Consider the following 22,175-nt stretch of genomic DNA (forward strand, 5'->3'; position numbering starts at 1 on the left):
CCGCGGCCCCGCGGGGGGAGGGGGCTTGCACCGCCCTTGCGGGCGCTGGTCACCAGCGTCTCGATCGGGGGCAGGGGATGAGCGCGCCTGTCCCGGGGCTGCCCTCGGCACCGCTGGGCCGGACGGGGCTGACGGTCTCGCGCATCGGCTTTGGCTGCGCGCCGCTGGGGGATTTCTTCGACCGGCTGGACGAGCGCCAGTGCCTCGACACGGTGGCGGCCGCCCATGCGGCGGGCGTCACGCTCTTCGACGTGGCGCCGCATTATGGCAACGGGCTGGCGGAGCACCGGCTGGGCACCGCGCTGCGCGGCATGGACCGGGGGCGGGTCGTGCTCTCCTCCAAGGTCGGGCGCTACATGGTGCCGGAGCGCGGGGCAGGGCCCGCACGGGGCTTCGCCGGCGGGTTGCCGCACCGGGCGGTCTTTGACTATAGCCACGACGGCACCCTGCGCGCGGTGGAGCAATCGCTGCTGCGGCTGGGGACGGATCGGCTGGACATTGCGCTGATCCATGACGTCGATGACTGGACCCACGGGGCCGAGGGCGCCGAGGCGCGCTTCGCGGAGGCCATGGCCGGTGCTCTGCCCGCGCTGGAGCGGCTGAAGGCCGAGGGCGTGGTGGGCGCGATCGGGCTGGGCCTGGACGATCACGTCTTTGCCGAGCGGTTCCTGCGGGCCGGAGATTTCGACGTGCTGCTGCTGGCCGGGCGCTATTCCCTGCTGGAGCAGCCCGCCGCCGCGACGCTGCTGCCGCTGGCGGCGGCGCAGGGGGTGGGCGTGATCCTCGGCGGGGTCTTCAACTCGGGCATCCTCGCCACCGGGGCGGTGGCGGGCGCGCGCTACAACTACGACCCTGCGCCGGAGGAGATCATGGCGCAGGTGGCGCGGATCGAGGCGGTCTGCGAAGCCCACGGCACGCCGCTGGCCGTGGCGGCGCTGCACTTCGCGCTCGGCCATCCGGCGGTTGCAAGCGTGGTGCTGGGGGCCGTCCATCCGCAGGAGGTGAGCCGCAACATCGCGGCGCTGGAGGCGGTGCCGCCGCCTGCGCTCTGGTCCGATCTGCGGGACGCGGGGCTGATCGCGGAGACGGCCGTCCTGCCATGCGCGGGGCCTTGAGCGGGGTCGTGATCGCGGGCTGACGTGGCGCGGCTCTGCGTCAGGCGCCACCTGTCACGGTGCTGTCAGAACGATCATCTTTGCGCGAGCGGATCGGCGGATATCTGCTCTTCCCTTCCCTGCGCGCCCGGGATCGGTAATGTGTTTCCCGTCCGACAAGAGGGGGAACCGCGGTCAGCATGAACGTCGAGCTGAGGAATTTCACGTATATCACGGCGCTCGTGCTCATGCTCGGCTGGCTTCTGCACATCGGCAAGGCGGTGCTTCTGCCGGTGATGCTGGCCATGATCGCGCTCTACATCGTCACCTCCGCCGCAAGCCGCCTGCAACGGGTGCCGCTGCTGGGGCGGCTGTCGGCGCCGCTGCGCCGGGCGCTGGTGCTGCTGCTCTTCGCGGCCATCGTGGGGCTGGTGATCACCTACCTCGTCAGCACGCTGAGCCAGGTCGCCTCGGTCCTGCCGCGCTACGAGAGCAACCTGAACGCGCTCGTCACCCGCACGGCACGGATCCTCGGGGTGGACGACGAACCCACGTGGGAGACGATCCGCGATGCCACACTGGGGCAGATCAGCCTGCAACAATGGGTCACCCCTGTGATCTACTCGGTGCAGGGCCTCAGCGGGATGCTCTTCCTCGTGGTGCTCTACTCCTTCTTCTTCATGGCCGAGCGGGGGCGCATGGCCTCCAAGCTGCTGCTGGCGCTGAACGATCAGGAGAAAGGCAAGCGGGCCCTGGCGATCCTCGCGCGGATCAACGCACGGGTGGGGGAATACCTGTCGGTCAAGACCGTGGTGAACATCATCCTCGGCGTGCTCTGCTTCGTGATCATGTATCTCTTCGGGCTGGAGTTCGCGCTCTTCTGGGCCATCCTGATCGGGCTGCTGAACTACATCCCCTACATCGGCTCTATGATCGGGGTGATCTTCCCGGTGCTGCTCAGCCTCGCGCAGTTCGGCAGCTTCGGCTGGGCGGGGGCGCTGGCGATCCTGCTGACCACGGCGCAGATCGGCGTGGCCTCCTACCTTGAACCGATGATGATGAGCCGGGCCTTCAACCTCTCGCCCTTCGTGGTGCTGCTGGCCCTTGCCTTCTGGAGCGCACTCTGGGGCCTGTCAGGGGCGATGCTGGCGGTTCCGCTGACCGCGACGCTGATCATCGTGCTGGCCGAAATCCCGCCGACGCGGCCCGTGGCGATCATGCTTTCGGCGAACGGCAAGGTGTAGCCGCACAAATTTTCCTTACGCGGGGGAGGTTTACAAAACTGTCACCCCAGCGTCATCCATGCATCACCGAACGCGCTGATACCTCCGGCAATCTTTTCAGGAGGCAATCATGCTCAAACTCGCGACGGTTTCCACGATCGCATTTTCGACCATCGCCGGCTCGGCCATGGCTCAAACCGACATCAGCTGGTGGCACGGGATGGGTGGCCGCAACGGTGAGGTCATCAACGAGATCTCCCAGCAGTTCAACGACGCGCAGGACGCCTGCAAGCTGACCCCGCTGTCGCGCGGCACCTACGAAGAGGCGCTGTCCTCCTCGATCGCGGCCTTCCGCTCGGGCGAGCAGCCCAACATCGTGCAGGTCTTCGATGCCGGCGCCGCCACGATCATGAACGCCCCCGGCGCCGTGATCCCCGCCGAGGACCTGATCCTCAACGCGGGCGAAGAGTTCAGCCGTGACGATTTCATCGCCGGCGTCCGGAACTTCTACGCCGACAGCGAAGGCAAGTTCGTGGGCATGCCCTTCAACTCCTCCGCGCCGATCATGTACATGAACACCGAAGCCTTCGAGAAGGCCGGTGTCGAAGCACCCAAGACCTGGGAAGACTTCGAAGCCATCGCGCCCAAGCTGAAAGAAGCCGGTTACATCCCGATGACCGCCTCGCAGCTGACCTGGATGATGGTCGAGAACTTCAAGTCGCGGAACAACCAGCAGTTCGCCACGAACAACAACGGCTATGACGGCGTCGACGGCACCCAGCTGATCGTCAACGACGAGAACACCGTGATGATGTTCGACAAGCTGAAAGCCTGGGCGGACGAGGGCCTCTACGGCTTCTACGGCGCAGGCTGGGGTGACAACCTCAAGCCATTCGAAGAAGGCAAGGTTGCCATGTGGATCGGCTCCTCGGGCTCCTTCGGTGGCCTGCAGAAGTCGGCCCAGATGCCCTTCACCGCCGATTTCATGCCCTACTGGGGTTCGATCGAAGGTGCCGGCACCCAGTCGTTCATCGGCGGCGCGGCCCTCTTCGCGATGGCCGGCAAGTCGGATGAAGAGAACGCCTGCACCGCGCAGTTCTTCTCCTTCCTGACCTCGCCGGAAGTGCAGGTCTACTGGCACGAGAACACCGGCTACGTGCCGATCACCGAAGCCGCCTACGAGCTGGCCAAGGAAGAAGGCTACTACGAAGAGAAGCCGGTCGCCGAAGTTGGCATCAAGCAGCTGATGCTGCCGGGTGGCGAATGGTCCAAGGGCTACCGCCTGGGCTTCTACCCGCAGATCCGCTCGGTCATGGAACGCGAGTTCAACCGCATCTTCTCGGGTGAAACCACCCCCAAGGCCGCCTTCGACACGATCCAGCAAGAGGGCGACGCCCTGCTGGCCCGTTTCGCCAAGACCAGCGGCTGATCTGACGATCTCACACGAGGGAGGGCTCCGGTGACCGCACCGGGGCCCTTCCGGCATTCCGAAAGGGCCGCGCGCGACGCGGCCAGACGCAAAGGCGCTGCCCCGTGACCGATACACCGATGACATTGCCGCAAAGCCCGGGCCTGATGGCGCGGTTGCGCGGCTTCTGGGAGGGCTCCTCCCGCAATCCCGCCAAGCGGGTCCAGTTCGACCGCCCGTTGACGCCGTGGCTCTTCGTGCTGCCGCAGCTGCTGATCGTGGCGATTTTCTTCTACTGGCCCTCCGTGCAGGCGGTGACCTCCTCCTTCTACCTCGAGGACCCCTTCGGTTTCGGCTCCACCTTCGTCGGCATGGACAACTACACCGATGCGATCTCTTCGCGGGAATACCGCCGGATCGCGGGCTTCACGGCCTTCTTCGCGGTCATGGTGACGGGGCTGTCGCTTTCCATCGGGCTGCTGCTGGCGGTGAAGGCGGACAAGGTCATCCGGGGCGCTTCGGCCTACAAGACGGCGCTGATCGCGGTCTATGCCATCGCGCCGCCGGTGTCGGGGCTGATCGGGATGATGTTCTTCGACATGCACATGGGCCCCTTCACCGAGATGGCCGCATGGTTCGGCTACGAGATGAAGGTGGGCATCAACTACAACGACACCGCCTTTGCCCTGATCCTCGTCGCGGTGTGGAAGCAGATCCCCTACAACTTCATCTTCTTCCTGTCGGGCCTGCAATCGGTCCCCGTCTCGGTCCGCGAGGCGGCCCTGATCGACGCGCGCTCCGGCTGGCGGCGGTTCAAGGACATCGTGCTGCCGCTGCTGGCGCCGACGGCCTTCTTCCTGCTGATCATCAACATCACCTATTCGCTCTTCGACACCTTCGCGATCATCGACGTGATGGTGAAGGACAAGCCGGCGAACAACCCGATGACGCTGGTCTACAAGGTCTACCTCGACGGGTTCAAAGGCAACGACATCGGCGGCTCTTCTGCCCAGTCGGTGATCCTGATGGTCGTGGTGGCCGCGCTGACCGTGGCGCAGTTCCGCTTCCTTGAACGCCGCGTGCACTACGGGTGACATGATGCAGAGAATAAAACCCTTCGACCACCTGATCCTGATCCTCGGCGCGCTCTTCCTGTGCATGCCGGTGGTGATGGCCTTTGCCTCTTCGACCCACACCGCGATCGACATCCATTCCAACGGGCTCTACGTGATGCCCGGCAGCAACGGGGCCGAGACCTATACCAAGGTCCTGACAAAGCGCGGCGGCTTCACCGGCGAGGTGACCGGCCTGACCATGCTGATGAACTCCATGATCCTCGGGGTCGGCTTTGCCGTGGGCAAGATCGTCCTGTCGATGATGGCGGCCTATGCGCTGGTCTACTTCCGCTTCCGCTTTGCCACGCCGATCTTCTGGGTGATCTTCACCACGCTGCTGCTGCCGCTGGAGGTGCGCATCATGCCCTCCTATCAGGTGATGTCCGAGCTGAAGCTGCTGAACACCTACCAGGGCCTGATCGTGCCGCTGCTGGCCTCGGCCACGGGCACCTTCTTCTTCCGCCAGTTCTTCAAGTCCGTGCCGGACGAACTGCTGGAGGCCGCGCGGATCGACGGGGCAGGGCCGGTGAAATTCTTCATCGACATCCTCGTGCCGCTGTCGCGCACCATGATGGCGGCCATCTTCATCATCATGTTCATCTATGGCTGGAACCAGTACCTCTGGCCGATGCTCATGACCACGGACGAGAGCTTCTTCACCCTGATGCGCGGGATCAAGACGATCCTTCAGGTCTGGGTCGGCAGCCAGATCCCCGACTACAACGAAGCCTTTGCCCTTGCCGTGCTGGCCATGGTGCCGCCCCTCGTGGTGGTGCTGGTGTTCCAGCGCATGTTCATCAAGGGCCTGACGGAAAGCGACAAGTGATGGGCCAGATTTCCTTCAAATCCGTGGGCAAGACCTACGCCGGTGGCGTGACCGCCGTCTCTGACGTGACCCTCGACGTGGCCGAGGGCGAGTTCATCGTCCTCGTCGGCCCCTCGGGCTGCGGCAAGTCCACCCTGCTGCGCATGGTGGCCGGTCTCGAAGAGATCACCGACGGCGAGATCGACATCGCCGGCCGCGTGGTGAACCGGCTCGACCCGGCGGACCGCGACATCGCCATGGTGTTCCAGAACTATGCGCTCTACCCGCATATGACGGTGAAAGAGAACATGGCCTATGGCCTGAAGAACCGCCGCACCCCCAAGGCCGAGATCGAGGCCCGCGTGGCCGAAGCGGCCCGGATGCTGGAGCTTCAGCCCTATCTCGACCGCAAGCCGCGCGCGCTTTCGGGTGGTCAGCGTCAGCGGGTCGCCATGGGACGCGCCATCGTGCGCCAGCCTGCCGCCTTCCTCTTCGACGAGCCGCTTTCTAACCTCGATGCCAAGCTGCGCGTCTCGATGCGGATGGAGATCCGCAAGCTGCAGCGCCGGATCGGGACCACCTCCCTCTACGTGACCCACGACCAGCTGGAGGCCATGACCCTGGCCGACCGCCTCGTCGTGCTGAACGGCGGCAAGGTGGAGCAGATCGGCAAGCCGCTGGAGGTCTACCACCGCCCGGCCTCGACCTTCGTGGCCAGCTTCATCGGCTCGCCTGCCATGAACCTGCTCGACGCCCGCGTCGAGGGCGGTCAGGTCTGGCTTGGCGGTGCCGCCATGGGCCCCGCGGGCCGCGCCGAGGGGCCGGTCACGCTGGGCATCCGGGCCGAGGACCTGCGCCCCGCGCCGGCCTCGCAGGGCGTCGCCCTGAAGGTGGAGCACGTGGAGGAACTCGGCTCGGGCCGGGTGGTGCATGGCCACGTGGACGGCCAGACGCTGGCCGTGTCCATGGCCCCGGGCCTGTCCATCGGCGACGTGCTGCATGTGGCCGCCGCACCCGAGGCGCTGCATCTCTTCGACACGACCACCGGGCGGCGGATCGAGACCCGCACCCGCACGGCGGAGCTTGTCCAGTGATCACCAAGACCGTGGCGGAGCTGCTGGCTCCGCCCCTGCCGGACCTCTCGGGCGTGACTCGCGATGTGCCGACCCATGACGCGCTGATCGCCGATCTGCCCTGTTTCCAGACGCTTGAGATCGGCGGCAGCGCGCCGGCCGCGCCGCTGGCGCTGCCGATCACCGTGGGGGCGTGGAACCTTGAACGCTGCCTCTTCCCCGAGGCCTCGGCGCTGAAGGTGATGGACTGCGACCTGCTGCTGCTCTCCGAGATGGACAGCGGCATGGCGCGGACCAAGCAGCGCAACACCACCGCCGCCATGGCCGAGGCCAATGGCTATGCCTATGCCTACGCGCTGGAGTTCCTCGAAATGGGGCTCGGCTCGCCCATCGAGCACGAGTTCTGCGACGACGACCACAACCTGTCGGGCTTCCACGGCAATGCGGTGGCGGCGCGGACCACGCTGGGGCAGCCCTTCGCGGTGCGGCTCTTCGGCCATCGCCAGTGGTTCACCGACGCCGAACAGCCCCGGCTGGGCGAACGGGTGGCCGTGGGCGCGGTGGTGGAAACCTCCGCCGGGCCGCTGGTCGCCGTTTCGACCCATCTGGAAAGCGCGACGGGGCAGGGGCACCGGCAGGAGCAGGTCGCGGGCCTGATCGCCGCGCTGGATGCGGCCTTCCCGGGGCTGCCCGTGCTGATCGGGGGCGACCTGAACACCGGCAACCACAGCGACGGCACATGGCGCGACGAGGAACTCTTCGACGTGGCCCGCGCCGCGGGGTTCACCGCCCATGGCGGCCCCGAGGATCAGATGACCACGCGGCCGTCGCTGATCACCCGCTGGCCCGAGCGGGCGATGAAGCTGGACTGGTTCCTCGCACGCGGTGTCACGCTGGAGGCAGTGGAGATCCGCTCCTCGCTCGATCAGAACGGCACGCCTCTGTCGGATCACGATGCGATCGTGGCGCGGATCACGGCGCTCGGATGATCGCTCTCAGCCGGGGGCAGATTGTCTCCGGCTGTCTTTGCGCGTTCCGAAAAACTCTTATTGTACAATGGACAAGGTGCGGGAATTGCTGTAGAATTCCGCCTACGGATTGTGCAAATCCCCTGCCGGGCCGGCCCGGAACTGGGGTGCGCGGTCAGGTTCTCGCCCTGCGGAACGCTTCGTAGAACTGGCTCTGAACCTGGATGTGGCGACGGACGAGTTTGCTGGCGCGATCCGGATCATGGTCGATCAGCGCGTCGATAATCGCGCGGTGTTCTGCCATGGATTTGACCATCCGGTCGGAATGTCCCAGCTGAATGCGTCTGTAGGAGGCAAGTCGCGCCTGCAGTTTGCGCGTTTCTTGTGCAAGGAACGCGTTGCCGGATGCCTCGTAGATGAGCGCATGAAACGCCGCGTTTTCCGTGTAGTAGGTCGCGACATCGGCGGCGCGGAGGGCGGTTTCGCAGCGCTCGAGGTGATCCTCCATCAGGATCAGTTGGGCGGGGGTGACGCGCAGCGCGGCAAGGCGGGCGCACCAGGCTTCCATTTCCGACATTACCTCAAACATTTCAACGACTTCGCTGAAGTTTGGCAGGCGGACAAACGCCCCTCGGTTGCGCCGGATTTCCACATGCCCGCGGGCTGAGAGGAGGCGGAAGGCTTCACGTACCGGTGTGCGGGAGGTGTTGAACCTCTGGGCGAGCCGATTCTCGTCCAGCCGTTCGCCGTCTTCGAAGCTGCCGGCAGCGATCAGTTGCTCCAACTGGTCGCAGACTTGCTCTGATGTGCTTAATTTTTCATCAATCACGGGCGCGGACCCTCCCCCTCGCATACTTATGGGCCGGATTGTATGTAATCACCCGTTCGTATGGAAGAACCATTGATCCCGAGCGGACCGGTAAGGTTCACTCGACCGCATCAAAAACAAACCGACAGGGATGACATTATGAGCCTGAAGCGTTTCCTCTCAGCAGGGGCCATCGCACTTGCACTGCCCGCGACCGCCTCCTACGCGGACAAGGCGAACGACACGGCTGAGATCGTGTTTGTGCGCGACCTCGACAATCCGGATCTTTACTACTCCACCGCACGCTCGGCCGTTATCGCCGGCTTCCAGGTCTTCGACACGCTGTTCTACCGCGACACCGAGACCGGCGAATACGTCGGCAACCTCGCCACCGAGTGGGAATGGACGGACGACGTGACCCTGAAGGTCGTGCTGCGTGAAGGCGTGACCTTCCACAATGGCGAAGCCTTCAACGCCGATGACGTCGTTTACACCTTCGAACACTTCGGTGGTCCCGATGGCGTCGCCAAGGGCCGTCCGGGCTTCAACTGGATCGAGTCCGTTGAGAAGGTGGATGACTACACCGTCATCTTCCACGCCAAGGCACCGTTCCCGGCCGCCATGGCCTACCTCGCCATGTCGAACTACATCTACCCGAACGAGTACTACGCCGAAGTCGGCTCGTCGAAGTTCGCCGAGAAGCCCGTTGGCACCGGCCCCTACATGTTCGACAGCATCGACCCGGGTAAGGGCTATGTGCTGAAGGCCAACCCCAACTACTTCGAGGGTCCGAAGCACAAGGCGCAGATCGGCACGATCAACGTCCGCACCATCCCCGACGTGAACACCCAGCTGGCCGAGATGATCGGTGGCAACGCCGACTTCCTGTGGAACATCCCGGAAGACCAGGCGCAGAAGCTGCAATCCTCGGGCCGTGGCAACATCATCAACGCCGGCGCCGTGCGCGTGGGCTACATCACCATGGACGCCGCTGGCCGCACCGATCCCGAAGGCCCCTTCACCAAGAAGGAAGTCCGTCAGGCGGTGTCCTATGCCATCGATCGTCAGGCCATCAAGCAGGCGCTTCTGTCGGAGGCCAACACGGTCATCGACTCGGCCTGTAACCCGGTTCAGTTCGGCTGCGAAACCGACGTGACGAAGTACGAGTACAACCCCGAGAAGGCCAAGGAACTGCTGGCTGCAGCGGGCTACCCGGATGGCTTCTCCACCAAGTTCTACGCCTACCGTGACCGTCCGATCACCGAGGCGATGCTGAACATGCTGGCCGAAGTGGGCATCAAGACCGAGCTGACCTACATGCAGTACGCCGCGACCGCGGAAGCGCATGGCAAAGGCGAAATCCCGATCACCTTCCTGACCTGGGGTTCGGGCTCGATCACCGACGTTTCGGCCATCACCTCGCGCTTCTTCAAGTTCGAGAGCCGCGATGACGCCCGTGACGAGGAAGTGAAGCAGTGGCTGGACGAAGGCGACACCTCGGTCGACCCGGCAGCCCGCGAGGCAGCTTACTCCAAGGCGCTGAAGAAGATCGCAGACGAAGCCTACTGGCTGCCGCTCTGGACCTACTCGATCAACTACGCGCTGTCGGATGAGCTGGACTTCGCGCCGACCGATGACGAAGTCGTCCGCTTCTACGACATGAGCTGGAAGTAATCGCACCACCGATGCCGGGCCGCGTCAGCGCGGCCCGGCGTTGCACATAATAAGACCCTAGAAAAGGGAAGGCAGAGGGACAGATGGTCCGGTTTATCCTGACAAAACTCGTTATGGCCGCCATGGTGGCGCTGACGGTTTCCATTATCAGCTTCGGGCTGGTCTACATGGCCGGCGACCCTGCGATCGCCCTGGCGGGCGAGACCGCAACCGACGAGGAAATCGCCGTCATCCGGGAACAATACGGCTTCGACCGTCCGATCCCCGTGCAGTACCTCGACTGGCTGGGCAGCGCCGTGCGCGGCGACTTCGGCATCAGCTACTATTACAACATGCCCGTGTCGGACATGATCTTCAGCCGGCTTGGCACCACGGTGACCCTTGGCCTCTGCGCGATCAGTTTCGCGCTGTTGATATCGCTTCCGATGGGGGTGCTTTCGGCGATCAAGCCGAACTCCCTGCTCGACCGGGTGGCCGTGTTCATCGCGGTGGTGGGGGAGGCGATCCCCAGCTTCTGGTTCGGCCTGCTGCTGATCGTGCTCTTCTCGATCAACCTCGGATGGCTTCCGGCCTCCGGCTCCGACAGTTGGCAGAGCTTCATCATGCCGACGATCGTGCTGGGCTACTACGCCACGCCCGCCCTTATGCGCCTGACGCGCGCGGGCATGATCGACGTGCTGTCCTCCGACTATATCCGGACCGCCAAGGCCAAGGGCCTGCGCCCGCGCAAGGTGCTGTTCAAGCACGCGCTGCGCAACGCGGTGATCCCCGTGGTCTCGCTGGCAGCGGTGCAGATGGGCTTCATGCTCGGCGGCTCGATCGTGACCGAGACGGTCTTCGCGCTGCATGGCGCAGGCTTCCTCGCCTGGCAGTCGATCTCGCGCAACGACCTGTCGACGATGCAGGCGCTGATCCTGATCTTCTCGATGTTCTACATCGTCTTCACCTTCCTGGCCGACGTGCTGAACGCCTGGCTCGACCCCCGTCTGCGGAGCGGCTGATCCATGTCCACCACTGATACTTCTGCCCCTGAAGGCAAGACCGTGACCCAGAAGAAAGAAATCACCCCGCGGCAGGCGCTGATCAAGCGCGCGCTGAAGAACCGCAACCTCATGGTGTCGGGTGGCATCCTGCTGCTGATCGTGCTGATCGCGATCTTTGCGCCGCTGCTGGCCCCCCATGACCCCTACAAGCAGAACCTGCTGGCGCGCATGGTCCGCCCCGCCTTCATGGGCGGTGACAGCAAGCACCTGCTGGGCACCGATGCGCTTGGCCGCGACATGCTTTCGCGTCTGCTCTACGGGGCGCGCGTCTCGCTCGGGGTTGGCCTGCTGGCCACGCTGATGTCGGGGATCATCGGCACCACCATGGGCCTGCTGGCCGGCTACTTCGGTGGCCGCATCGACCAGGTCGTCCAGTTCCTGATCAACGTCCGCCTCGCGCTGCCCGCGATCCTCGTGGCACTGGCCTGCGTGTCGCTCTTCGGTGGCTCGATCACCGTGGTGACCATCACGCTGGGCCTGCTGCTCTGGGACCGGTTCGCCGTTGTGATCCGCGCCGCCACCATGCAGCTGCGCAACATGGAATACGTGGCCGCCGCCGAAGTGCTGGGCGCCCGGATGCCGCGCATCCTGCGCAAGGACATCCTGCCCAACGTCACCAGCCAACTGGTCGTCATCGCCTCGCTCGAGATGGCCTCGGCGATCATGCTGGAGGCGGGCCTGTCCTTCCTCGGCCTCGGGGTTCAGCCGCCCACGCCGTCCTGGGGTCTGATGATCTCGGAAGGCAAGGAGATGCTGCTCTTCGAAAGCTGGCTGATCACGATCCCGGGGATTTGCCTCTTCGTGCTCGTCTTCGCCATCAACGTCTTCGGCGACGGTATCCGCGATATCTCGTCCCCCGAGGGAAGGAACTGATCCATGAGCGACACCCAAGACACCGTCCTCTCGATCCGCAATCTGACCATCGACCTGCCCGAAGGCGGCGACCGGCCCCATGCGGTGGAAAACCTGAACCTCGACGTGAAGCGCAACGAGATCGTCTGCATCGTGGGCGAATCCGGTTCCGGCAAGTCGATCACCTCCTTCACCACCATGGGGCTGCTGCCCCGGGTGCTGAAACCCTCGCAGGGGGAGGTGCTCTTCGAGGGCACTGATGTCCTCAAGCTGTCGGACAAGCAGCATTCCAAGCTGCGCGGCAACCGCATGGCGATGATCTTCCAGGAGCCGATGTCGGCCCTGAACCCCTGCTATACCGTGGGGGACCAGATCGAGGAGGTCTTTGCCACCCACTCCAGCATGACGAAGTCGGAGCGCCGTGCGCGCACGATCAAGCTGCTGGACGAGGTGCACCTGCCCGAGCCGGAGCGGATCTACCATTCTTTCCCGCACCAGCTTTCGGGTGGTCAGCGTCAGCGGATCGTCATCGCCATCGCCCTTGCGATGGACCCGGCGCTGCTGATCGCGGACGAGCCGACGACCGCGCTCGACGTGACGACGCAGGCGCAGATCCTCAGCCTCTTCAAGCAGCTGAAAGAGACGCATTCGGCGGGCATCATGTTCGTGACCCACGACTTCGACGTGGTGGCCGAGATCGCCGACCGCGTCGTCGTGATGCAGAAGGGCCTCGTGGTGGAGCAGGGGACGGCGGACGAGGTCCTGAACCGGCCCAAGCACCCCTACACCCGTCAGTTGATCGACGCCGTGCCGCGCCGCACCCGCGAAGCGCCGCCCTCGATCGAGGGCAACGAGGTGGTGATGAAGGTCGTCGCGCTGGAAAAGACGTTCCACACGTCGCGGACGCTCTTTGCGCCGGCCCGCACCGTGAAGGCGGTGCAGGACGTGAACCTCACCATCCGCAAGGGTGAGACGCTGGGCATCGTGGGCGAATCCGGGTCGGGCAAGTCCACGCTGGTGCGCTGCCTTATCCGCCTGACCGACATCGACGATGGCGCGGTCTGGATCGGCGGCAAGGAATTCTCGCGCGTCCCGCGCGGGCAGCTCCATGACTGGCGCAAGAAGATCCAGATCATCTTCCAGGACCCCTACGGCTCGCTCAACCCGCGCCGCACCATCGGCGACCAGCTGGTCGAAGGGCCGGTGAACTTCGGCGTGCCCCGCAAGGTGGCCATGCAGAAGGCCCGCGAACTGCTGCGCATCGTGCGGATGGAGCAGGACGCGCTGCACCGCTATCCGAACCAATTCTCGGGCGGTCAGCGGCAGCGGATCTGCATTGCCCGCGCCCTGATGGTGGAGCCGGAAATCCTGATCGCGGATGAAAGCGTTTCGGCGCTCGATGTGTCCGTGCAGAAAGAGGTTCTGAACCTGCTGGCCGAGATCAAGGAAGAGATGGGCCTGACCATGCTCTTCATCACCCACGACCTCCGCGTCGCGGCCCAGGTCAGCGACAACATCGTGGTGATGAACAAGGGCCAGATCGTCGAGCGCGGCAACGCGGATCAGGTCTTCTCGAACCCGCAGAACGACTACACCAAGAAACTGCTCGCCGCGATGCCGGGCCAGGGATGGGAAGTCCCCGATATCGCAGCACTGGAGCGGGCCGGGGCCTGACACGGCGCCCCCCGGTCGGGGGGCAGCGCCACGCGCGTGCCGGTTCCCGCCCGTCCAACGCAATCCCCTCGGGGCGCGGCCTTGGCTGCGCCCCAACTTACGACAGTGAAAGGAAAATCAATGTCTGTCCCTCTCTCCAAGGTCCGCAAGCTCGGCAACACCTACTACCTCTCCGGTGAGCTCGGCTTCTCCGCGCCCGGCGTTCTGGCCGAAGGCGGCGTCGCCGGCCAGACCAAGCAGGCCCTGGAAAACATCAAGGCCACGCTGGCCGGTGAAGGCCTGACCCTCGACGACGTGGTCACCGCCACCTGCTACCTCGTGAACCCCTCCGACTTCGGCGCGTTCAACGAGGTCTATGCCTCCTACTTCGGCGATCCCAAGCCCTCGCGCACGACCGTCGGCATCGAGCTGATGCTGCCCGAGGCGCTGGTGGAAATCACCGTCATCGCCGAGGGGAAGTGATCCCCGCCCATGGCTGACGTCATCGTCCTCGGCGCCGGCATGATCGGCGTGTCGACCGCACTGGCCCTGCAGGCCCGCGGTCGCGATGTGCTCCTGATCGACCGCAAGGCGCCCGGGCGCGAGACCAGCTATGGCAACGGCGGCCTCATCCACGGTGAGGCCGCCGAACCCCATCCGATGCCGCGGGACCTTTCCGCGCTCTGGAATATCGCGTTGCGGCGCGACAACAACATTCACTGGACCTTCGACGCGCTGCCGTCGCAGGCCCGCGCGCTTTTCGATTACTGGTGGCACTCGCAGCCTGCGCGCCACATGGAACTGTCGAAGACCTACCACGCGATCACTGCGCGCTCGCCCGCAGATCACCGCGGCCTGATCGAGGCGGCAGGCGCCTCCGACATCATCCGCGACAAGGGCTACCGCAACGGCTTTGGCAGCAAGGACGGGTTCGACCGGGGCCGCGCGGCGGCGCAGGCGGTGGCCGATCGCTGGGGCCTGAAACTGCGGGTGCTGAGCGGCGACGAACTGGCCGCCGCAGAGCCCGCGCTGACCCGCCGCTACGCCGGTGCGATCGAATGGCAGGATGCGATTTCCTGCACCGATCCCGGGGCGCTCGTGCAGGCCTATGCCGATCTCTTCGCCCGTCGCGGCGGCACCGTCGAGAAATCCGAGATCTCTGCCATCGCCCCGATCGGGAAGGGCTGGCGCGTCCATGGCTCTGCCGGGGCCCATGAGGCCGCCGACCTGGTGCTGGCCGCCGGGCCCTGGACGCCGCGTCTGATCGCGCCGTTGGGGTATCGGCTGCGCATGGTGCGCAAGCGGGGCTATCACCTGCATTTCAAGGGCGGCACGTCGCTTGACATGATCTTTGCCGATGCGGATCGCACCGGCGTTCTGATCCCCACGCGCTTGGGCACCCGTCTGCTGACCGGGGCGCAGGTGGTGCGGGAAGGCGCCGCGCCGAACCCGGTGCAACTGGCCAAGGTCGAGGCCCAGACCCGCGAATTCATCGACCTTGGCCGTAGGGTCGAGGCGCAGCCCTGGCACGGCGACCGGCCCTGTATGCCGGACATGCTGCCGGTCGTGGGCGCGCTTTCGAAACACAGGGGCCTGTGGCTGAACACCGGCCACGGGCATCAGGGCTTCACGCTGGGGCCCACCACCGCCGAACTGCTGGCGGATGACATGCTGACGGGACAGACCGCCCATCCGGTTCTGCGCCCGGCACGATTGGGGCTCTGACCTGCGGGTCGGGCCGGATGACAGGAGAAGACGAGATGACCGATACGCCGAAACTGGCCACCGATCCCGCGGATCTGAGCGCGATCGAGGCCCGCAGCCTGATTGCGCGCCGCAAGCTTTCGCCGGTGGAACTGGCCGAGGCCTGCATCGCGCGGACCGAGGCGGTGAACCCCGCCGTCAACGCGCTTGTGGACTTCGACTTCGAGCGCACGCTGGCCGAGGCCAAGGCCTCCGAGGCGCGTGTCGCCAAGGGCGAGACGCTGGGCCTCGTCGAAGGGCTGCCCTTCGGCGTGAAGGACATGATCGACGTGACGGGCCTCAAGACGACCCTCGGCTCGACGATCTACAAGGACAATGTCGCCACCAAGGACGACGTCATGGTCGCGGCCATGCGCGCTGCCGGGGCCGGGGTGCTGGGCAAGACCAACAACCCCGAGTTCTCGGCCGGGGCCAACACCCGCAACGCGGTCTACGGCGTCACCGCCAACCCGCATGACCTGACGAAAAGCTGCGCGGGCTCCTCGGGCGGCTCCGCCGTGGCGCTGGCCACCGGGATGGCACCGCTCTGCACCGGCTCGGATACCGGCGGGTCGCTTCGCAACCCGGCAGCCTTCTGCGGTGTCGTGGGCTACCGTCCGACCCCCGGCGTGGTGCCCGGCAACAATCGGGGCCCGGCGCTGATCCCGCTGCCCACCTCTGGCCCGATGGCCCGTACCGTGGCCGATGCGGCGCTGATGCTGGCGGTGCTGGCGCGTCCCGATCGCGACGATCCCTACACCTATGTCTCCGGCGGCAAGACGCCGTGGGACCCGATGGCCTTCACCAACCTGCCGCGCGTCGATCTGACGACGCTGAAGTTCGCCATGACCGAGGACTACGGCTTCACCCTGACCGAGAACATCGTGCGCCGGGCCTTCCAGAAGACCTGCAAGGGCCTTGCGCCCTATGTCGGGCAGCTGGACGAGGGCACGCCGGACTGCACCGACTGCGACCGGATCTTCGCCGTGCTGCGGGCGGTGATGATGATGGCCGGCCACGAGGACCGGATGAAGCATCACGCCGACCAGATGGGCCCGAACGTCACCGCGAACTGGGAAGAGGGGCTGACCTACTCCGGCCTCGACGTGGCGCAGGCGCTGGTCAAGCAGGGCGCCTACTATCGCCGCTGGCAGGCCTTCTTCGAGACCACCGACTACGTGCTCTCGCCCGCCGTGACCATCTCGCCGCGCAACTGGCGTGAGCTTTACCCCGAAGAGGTCGACGGCCAGAAGACCGAGAGCTACTACCACTGGCTGTCGCTGGCCTATGCCTCGACCGTGGCAGGCCACCCGGCGATCACCATCCCCGTGGGCCGCGACGAGACGGGCATGCCCTTCGGCCTGCAGATCGTCGGCAAGCGCGGCGATGACCTTGGCGTGCTGGCCGTGGCCGCCGAGATCGAGGCGCTCTTCAAGGACGACGCTGAGTTCGGGATGCCCAAGGTGGACATCGCCGCCCTCAAGGCCGCACCGAAACTGTCGGACGCCGAAGGGTTCTTCGGCTTCGCCTGACCCACTGGGGCCGCGCCCATGGCGGGCGTGGTGCAGTGAGTATTTCTGGAAAGATGAAAACCCCGGGGGAGACCTCGGGGTTTTACACGTCTAGCCGCCGTGTTCGTCGGCGCCGCGCGGGGTGAGGGCATAGACGCCGCGTTCGACACGCTCGAACCAGCCGTAGTGGTCATCGCGCAGCATGGTGGTGGCCTTGGTGACGCCGGTGGCCTTTGCGATCTCGGCCCCGCGGCAGGGGCCATGGGCCGCCAGATGGGCGGCGATACGGATCGCATCCTGCCGGTAGGCCGTGACCAGCCGCGTGCGGGTGGAGCCGCCGGTGTTGGGATCGCCCTCGCGGCGGGCAAATTCGCGCAGCAGGCGGGTCTGGCGCGGCTTGACCTTGCGGGGGCTGAAGGGGCCGGGATCGCAATGCGGCGTGACGTGGCCATCCTTCAGCCGCACCGTCAGCAGCCCCAGCCCGAGGCGGCGGCAGAGGCCAACCTGCCGTGACAACGCCTTGCGCCCCGAGGTGGTGGGCACGGCGAGGTAGACCCAGTCGCTGAGCCTCTGGCGGTCGATGCCCTGATGCAGCAGGGCAAGGGTGAAACCGGTCTTCAGCTCCACGATCACCGGATCGGGGTCCCCGTCGCGCAGCGCCATGATGTCGACGCCCTCGACCTCGGCCTTCACCTCGTAGCCCTGACCTTCGAGGAAGGCCTTCACGGGGGCATAGAGATCGGTTTCACGGGGACGGGGGGCGCTCATGCCTCAGGTGTAGCGGAGCCGTGAGGAGGGGAGAAGAGGGTTTGGGGGGCTAGGGGGGCAGGGGACTGGGGGCGGATGGGGCGGCGTGCCGCCTGCGCGGGGGAGGACAAAAGAAGAGCCCCCGCAATTGCTCGCAGGGGCTCGTCATCAGGCGGGCCGGGCGCGGCTTACTTGCCGAGGCACCAGCGCATCACGGCCTTCTGGGCGTGCAGCCGGTTCTCGGCCTCGTCGAAGATCACCGACTGCGGGCCATCCATGACCGAGGAGGTGACCTCCTCGTTCCGGTGCGCGGGCAGGCAGTGCATGAAGAGCGCATCGGGCTTGGCCGCCTGCATCAGCGCATCGTTCACCTGATAGGCGCGCAGCAGGTTGTGGCGCCGCTCGCGGGTGGACTGGGCGTCATGCATCGAGACCCAGGTGTCGGCCACGATCAGGTCGGCGCCGTCCACGGCCTTCCACGGGTCGCGCTGGATGGTGAAGTCGACACCGGCCTCGCGCGCCATCGAGACATATTCGCGATCCGGGTCCAGCTGCTGCGGGCCGGAGAAGACCAGTTCGAATTCGAACTGCTGCGCCGCGTGGAGGAAAGAGGCGAAGACGTTGTTGCCGTCGCCGGTCCAGACCACCTTCTTGCCCTTGATCGGGCCGCGGTGCTCTTCGTAGGTCATGACGTCGGCCATGATCTGGCAGGGGTGCGACCGGTCGGTCAGGCCGTTGATCACGGGGACGGAGGCGTATTCCGCCATCTCCTGCACGACGCTTTCGTCGAAGGTCCGGATCATGATCAGGTCGACGTAGCGCGACAGCACCCGGGCGGTGTCGGCGATGGTCTCGCCGTGGCCCAGTTGCATGTCCTGCCCCGACAGCACCATGGTCTGCCCGCCCATCTGGCGCGTGCCCACGTCGAAGGAGACGCGGGTCCGGGTCGAGGGCTTCTCGAAGATCAGCGCGACCATGTGGCCTGCGAGCGGCTGCTCGTCATCGGGGGCGCCGCGCGGGCGGCCCTGACGGGCGTCCTTCATGGCGCGGCCCTGGTCGATCATGGTCCGCAGGTCTTCGGCAGAGGTGGTGTGGATGTCGAGGAAATGGTTCATTTTTCTGTCCTTTTGGTGGGGCGGGGCCGGTCGCGTGCCGGCCGCCTGCCCGGGGGCCGGGGTTACCCGGCCGTGATCTGGCTTGCGACCTCGGTGGCGGCGGCGTCGAGACGCTTGATCGCCTCGGCGGCCTCTTCCTCGCTCAGGTTCAGCGGCGGCAGCAGGCGCAGCACGTTGTCGCCCGCGGGCACGGTGATCACGAGGTTGTCGTACCCGGCCTTCACCACTTCACCCACGGCGGGCTTGCACTTGAGGCCCAGCATGAGGCCGCTGCCGCGGACCTCCTCGAAGACGTCCGGATGCGCGGCAACCAGCCCTTCGAGCCCCTGCCGCAGCTGGCCGCCGATGCGGTTCACATTGGCGAGGAAAGCCTCGTCCGAGACATGTTTCATCACTTCGAGGCCCACGGCGCAGCCCAGCGGGTTGCCGCCATAGGTCGAGCCATGGGTGCCTGCGACCATGCCCTGTGCGGCCTCTTCGGTGGCCAGCACGGCGCCGAGGGGGAAGCCGCCGCCGATGCCCTTGGCGACCATCATGATGTCGGGGGTCACGCCCGCCCATTCATGGGCGAAGAGCTTGCCGGTCCGGCCCATGCCGCATTGCACCTCGTCCAGCACCAGCAGCAGCTCCTTGTCGTCGCAGAGCTTCCGCAGCATCTTGAGGTCCGCGTCGGGCAGGGGACGGATGCCGCCTTCGCCCTGGATCGGCTCGATCATGATCGCGCCGGTGGTCTCGTCGATGGCCGCCTCGAGCGCGTCCCAGTCGCCCCAGGGGATCTGCTTGAAACCGGGCAGGAGCGGGCCGAAGCCCTTGACCATCTTCTCGGTCCCCACGGCGGCGATCGCGGCGGAGGAACGGCCGTGGAAGGCGCCGGTGAAGGTCAGGATCGTGGTCTTCAGGGGCTGGCCCTTCTCGTACCAGTATTTCCGCGCCATCTTGACCGCCAGTTCCGCCGCCTCGGTGCCCGAGTTGGTGAAGAAGACGGTATCGGCGAAGGTCGCATCCACGAGGGCGGCGGCGAGCGCCTCCTGCTGGGGGATCTCGTAGAGGTTCGAAAGGTGCCAGACCTTCTGGGCCTGCTCGGTCAGCGCGGTCACAAGCGCCGGGTGGGCATGGCCGAGGGCGTTCACGGCGATGCCGGAGCCAAGGTCGAGGAAACGGCGGCCGTCCTCCTCGATCAGCCATGCGCCTTCACCCTTCACGAAGTGGAGGGGCGCGCGGATGTAAGTCGGCAGAACGGAGGGGATCATGTCACTATCCTCGTAGGGGGCCCGGAATTCATGCGCCTTGAGAGCATGAGCCTTCGGGGCAAGTCAATGTTTCGGGGGAGCTTTGAAGCAGGCGCGCCGAAAGCGGCGCAGGGATCGGGCGGGCACGAGGCGACGCACCGCTGAAATTCAGCGGCGTCGGCGTCGGGAGATGTGGCGTGCCAGTGCGATCATGGGGCGCGTATAGACCGAAACGCGACGCCGGGGAAGAGGGATCGCGCCATGGTGCGACGGGGCGCCCGGTCATGGCATCGCGGCCACAGGTGCCAACGGTCGGGTGCCAACGGTCTGGGGGAGGCTGCCGGGGCCGGCAGCGGCCAAGAATTTTCGAAAATTCTTGGGAAAATTCTTCGAAGAATTTTCCGGGCTCCGCGGCGGGCGCTGTGCCCGGCAGGGAGGGGGGCCGCACCGCGCGTGGCGCGCGATGCGGAGGAAGGTCAACTCTTGGGGCGGATGTGGTTCACATGGCCCATCTTGCGGCCCGCGCGGGTTTCGGCCTTGCCATAGAGGTGCAGGGCGGAATTCGTTTCGCGCAGGAGGTCGGGCACGCGGTCCATGTCGTCGCCGATCAGGTTTTCCATCTCGACGTCCGCATGGCGCGTCCCGTCGCCGAGCGGCCAGCCCGCCACGGCGCGGATGTGCTGCTCGAACTGGTCCACGGCACAGCCGTTCTGGGTCCAGTGGCCGGAGTTGTGGACGCGCGGGGCGATCTCGTTCACCACCAGCCCCTCGGGCGTGACGAAAAGCTCGACCCCCATGACGCCGACGTAGTCGAGCGCGTTGAGGATCTTGCCCGCCATCAGCACCGCATCGGTGCGCTGCGCGGCCGAGAGCATGGCCGGCACGTTGGTGGTGCGCAGGATGCCCTCGCGGTGCACGTTCTCACCGGGATCGAAACAGGCGACGGAGCCGTCGGCGCTGCGCGCCCCGATGACCGAGACCTCGCGGCTGAAATTGACGAAGCCTTCCAGCACCGCGGGGGCGCTGTTCATCTCTTCCAGCGCCGCCGCGCCGTCCTCGGGCACCTGCAGCCGGGCCTGGCCCTTGCCGTCATAGCCGAAGCGCCGGGTCTTGAGGATCGCGGGCGCGCCGATCTGCTCCAGCGCGGTGGCGAGGCTCTCGGCATCGTCGACGGCGGCATAGGGGGCGGTCTTGAGGCCGAGGGAGGTGAGGAAATCCTTCTCCGTCATCCGGTCTTGGCTGACGCGCAGCGCCTCGCGGCCCGGGCGGATCGGTACCAGCGCCTCCAGCAGGTCGAGGGCGGAGGTCGGGATGTTCTCGAACTCGTAGGTCACCACGTCGACCGACTCGGCAAAGGCGGTCAGCGCGTTGATGTCCTCGTAGGCCGCGCGGGTCACCGCATGGGCCACGTCGGCCGCGGGCGGGTTGGCGCCGGGTTCGTAGATATGGGTCCTGAGGCCCAGACGGCTGGCCGCGACCGAGAGCATCCGGCCCAGCTGGCCGCCGCCGAGAATGCCGATGGTGGACCCTGCGGTGAGCGGGAAATCAGTCATCTGCGGGCTCCTCGGGGATCGAGGCGGAGAGTGCCTCGCGCCAGGCGTCGAGACGCTCGGCCAGGGCGGGATCGCTGATGGCGAGGATGCCCGCGGCCATGAGGCCCGCGTTGGCTGCCCCCGCCGCGCCGATCGCCATGGTGGCGACGGGGAAGCCCTTGGGCATCTGGACGATGGAATAGAGGCTGTCGACGCCCGAAAGCGCCCGGGTCTGCACCGGCACGCCAATGACCGGCACGCGGGTCTTGGAGGCCATCATGCCCGGCAGATGCGCAGCACCACCGGCGCCCGCGATGATCACGTGCAGGCCACGGCCCGCCGCTTCCTTGCCATAGGTCCAGAGCCGGTCCGGCGTGCGATGCGCCGAGACGATCTTGGCTTCGTAGGCGATCCCGAGCTCGTCGAGAATGGTTGCGGCTTCCTTCATCGTGGGCCAGTCGGACTGGCTGCCCATGATGATGCCTACCTTGATGTCGGTCATAGCTGTCTCCCGCCGGTCCTGCCGATTTCGGCGTTATAGTGAACGGGGCGGCGCATGCAATTGCCAAGGGGCGGATGGGT

General features: G+C 66.1%; 20 protein-coding genes. 14 read left to right on the plus strand and 6 right to left on the minus strand.

The window, feature by feature from the left end; all coding sequences use genetic code 11:
- Positions 1–77: 77 nt before the first annotated feature.
- From LCM32_RS04115 to LCM32_RS04145, 7 genes are all read left to right on the plus strand, one after another.
- On the plus strand, positions 78–1,115 hold the full coding sequence (locus tag LCM32_RS04115) for an aldo/keto reductase (protein ID WP_224819774.1): 1,038 nt from the start codon (positions 78–80) through the stop codon (positions 1,113–1,115).
- A gap of 179 nt (positions 1,116–1,294) precedes the next feature.
- On the plus strand, positions 1,295–2,338 hold the full coding sequence (locus LCM32_RS04120; protein WP_224819775.1) for an AI-2E family transporter: 1,044 nt from the start codon (positions 1,295–1,297) through the stop codon (positions 2,336–2,338).
- Between the two features lie 109 nt (positions 2,339–2,447).
- Positions 2,448–3,746 carry an extracellular solute-binding protein gene (locus LCM32_RS04125; protein ID WP_224819776.1) on the plus strand — a complete coding sequence of 433 codons (1,299 nt, stop codon included), beginning with the start codon at positions 2,448–2,450 and terminating at the stop codon, positions 3,744–3,746.
- Between the two features lie 146 nt (positions 3,747–3,892).
- A complete protein-coding gene (locus LCM32_RS04130; protein ID WP_412070661.1) occupies positions 3,893–4,819 on the plus strand; it encodes an ABC transporter permease subunit in 927 nt (308 codons plus the stop codon).
- Between the two features lie 4 nt (positions 4,820–4,823).
- A complete protein-coding gene (gene ugpE, locus LCM32_RS04135; protein ID WP_224819894.1) occupies positions 4,824–5,666 on the plus strand; it encodes a sn-glycerol-3-phosphate ABC transporter permease UgpE in 843 nt (280 codons plus the stop codon).
- Positions 5,666–6,739, plus strand: coding sequence for a sn-glycerol-3-phosphate import ATP-binding protein UgpC (locus LCM32_RS04140; protein ID WP_224819778.1), 1,074 nt, complete (start codon positions 5,666–5,668; stop codon positions 6,737–6,739). Before ugpE ends, LCM32_RS04140 begins: the two co-directional genes overlap by 1 nt.
- Positions 6,736–7,707, plus strand: coding sequence for an endonuclease/exonuclease/phosphatase family protein (locus tag LCM32_RS04145; RefSeq protein WP_224819779.1), 972 nt, complete (start codon positions 6,736–6,738; stop codon positions 7,705–7,707). Before LCM32_RS04140 ends, LCM32_RS04145 begins: the two co-directional genes overlap by 4 nt.
- A gap of 154 nt (positions 7,708–7,861) precedes the next feature.
- Here the strand turns inward: LCM32_RS04145 and LCM32_RS04150 are convergent, their stop codons facing one another.
- Positions 7,862–8,515, minus strand: a complete 654-nt coding sequence (locus LCM32_RS04150) for a GntR family transcriptional regulator (protein ID WP_224819780.1) — start codon at positions 8,513–8,515, stop codon at positions 7,862–7,864.
- A gap of 138 nt (positions 8,516–8,653) precedes the next feature.
- Between LCM32_RS04150 and LCM32_RS04155 the strand changes: the two genes are divergently transcribed.
- The 7 genes from LCM32_RS04155 to LCM32_RS04185 all read left to right on the plus strand — a co-directional run bounded on the left by LCM32_RS04155 (position 8,654) and on the right by LCM32_RS04185 (position 16,991).
- Positions 8,654–10,168 carry an ABC transporter substrate-binding protein gene (locus tag LCM32_RS04155; RefSeq protein ID WP_224819781.1) on the plus strand — a complete coding sequence of 505 codons (1,515 nt, stop codon included), beginning with the start codon at positions 8,654–8,656 and terminating at the stop codon, positions 10,166–10,168.
- Positions 10,169–10,251: 83 nt separating this feature from the next.
- Positions 10,252–11,169: an ABC transporter permease gene (locus LCM32_RS04160; RefSeq protein ID WP_224819782.1), complete on the plus strand. Its 918-nt coding sequence runs from the start codon at positions 10,252–10,254 to the stop codon at positions 11,167–11,169.
- A gap of 3 nt (positions 11,170–11,172) precedes the next feature.
- Entirely contained in the window at positions 11,173–12,084 is a 912-nt protein-coding gene (locus LCM32_RS04165; RefSeq protein ID WP_224819783.1) for an ABC transporter permease, read from the plus strand.
- Positions 12,085–12,087: 3 nt separating this feature from the next.
- Positions 12,088–13,737 (plus strand): dipeptide ABC transporter ATP-binding protein, encoded by a 1,650-nt coding sequence (locus tag LCM32_RS04170; RefSeq protein WP_224819784.1) that lies wholly within the window; start codon positions 12,088–12,090, stop codon positions 13,735–13,737.
- Positions 13,738–13,857: 120 nt separating this feature from the next.
- Positions 13,858–14,199, plus strand: coding sequence for a RidA family protein (locus tag LCM32_RS04175; protein ID WP_224819785.1), 342 nt, complete (start codon positions 13,858–13,860; stop codon positions 14,197–14,199).
- Positions 14,200–14,208: 9 nt separating this feature from the next.
- The gene (locus LCM32_RS04180) at positions 14,209–15,441 is read left to right on the plus strand and encodes an NAD(P)/FAD-dependent oxidoreductase (RefSeq protein WP_224819786.1); all 1,233 of its coding nucleotides are present in this window, start codon (positions 14,209–14,211) and stop codon (positions 15,439–15,441) included.
- A 35-nt stretch (positions 15,442–15,476) separates the two neighbouring features.
- On the plus strand, positions 15,477–16,991 hold the full coding sequence (locus LCM32_RS04185; protein WP_224819787.1) for an amidase: 1,515 nt from the start codon (positions 15,477–15,479) through the stop codon (positions 16,989–16,991).
- A gap of 90 nt (positions 16,992–17,081) precedes the next feature.
- Here LCM32_RS04185 and LCM32_RS04190 read toward each other — a convergent pair whose 3' ends face one another.
- The 5 genes from LCM32_RS04190 to purE all read right to left on the minus strand — a co-directional run bounded on the left by LCM32_RS04190 (position 17,082) and on the right by purE (position 22,095).
- Complete coding sequence (locus tag LCM32_RS04190; protein ID WP_224819788.1) at positions 17,082–17,738, minus strand: DUF2161 domain-containing phosphodiesterase; 657 nt, start codon at positions 17,736–17,738, stop codon at positions 17,082–17,084.
- Positions 17,739–17,905: 167 nt separating this feature from the next.
- Entirely contained in the window at positions 17,906–18,832 is a 927-nt protein-coding gene (gene argF / locus LCM32_RS04195; RefSeq protein ID WP_224819789.1) for an ornithine carbamoyltransferase, read from the minus strand.
- 62 nt (positions 18,833–18,894) lie between these two features.
- The gene (locus LCM32_RS04200; RefSeq protein ID WP_224819790.1) at positions 18,895–20,082 is read right to left on the minus strand and encodes an aspartate aminotransferase family protein; all 1,188 of its coding nucleotides are present in this window, start codon (positions 20,080–20,082) and stop codon (positions 18,895–18,897) included.
- A 455-nt stretch (positions 20,083–20,537) separates the two neighbouring features.
- On the minus strand, positions 20,538–21,614 hold the full coding sequence (locus LCM32_RS04205; protein ID WP_224819791.1) for a 5-(carboxyamino)imidazole ribonucleotide synthase: 1,077 nt from the start codon (positions 21,612–21,614) through the stop codon (positions 20,538–20,540).
- Positions 21,607–22,095 carry a 5-(carboxyamino)imidazole ribonucleotide mutase gene (purE, locus tag LCM32_RS04210; protein ID WP_224819792.1) on the minus strand — a complete coding sequence of 163 codons (489 nt, stop codon included), beginning with the start codon at positions 22,093–22,095 and terminating at the stop codon, positions 21,607–21,609. Before purE ends, LCM32_RS04205 begins: the two co-directional genes overlap by 8 nt.
- Positions 22,096–22,175 lie beyond the last annotated feature (80 nt).

The organism is Pseudooceanicola nanhaiensis, assembly GCF_020171315.1.
GTDB classification, from domain to species: domain Bacteria; phylum Pseudomonadota; class Alphaproteobacteria; order Rhodobacterales; family Rhodobacteraceae; genus Pseudooceanicola; species Pseudooceanicola nanhaiensis_A.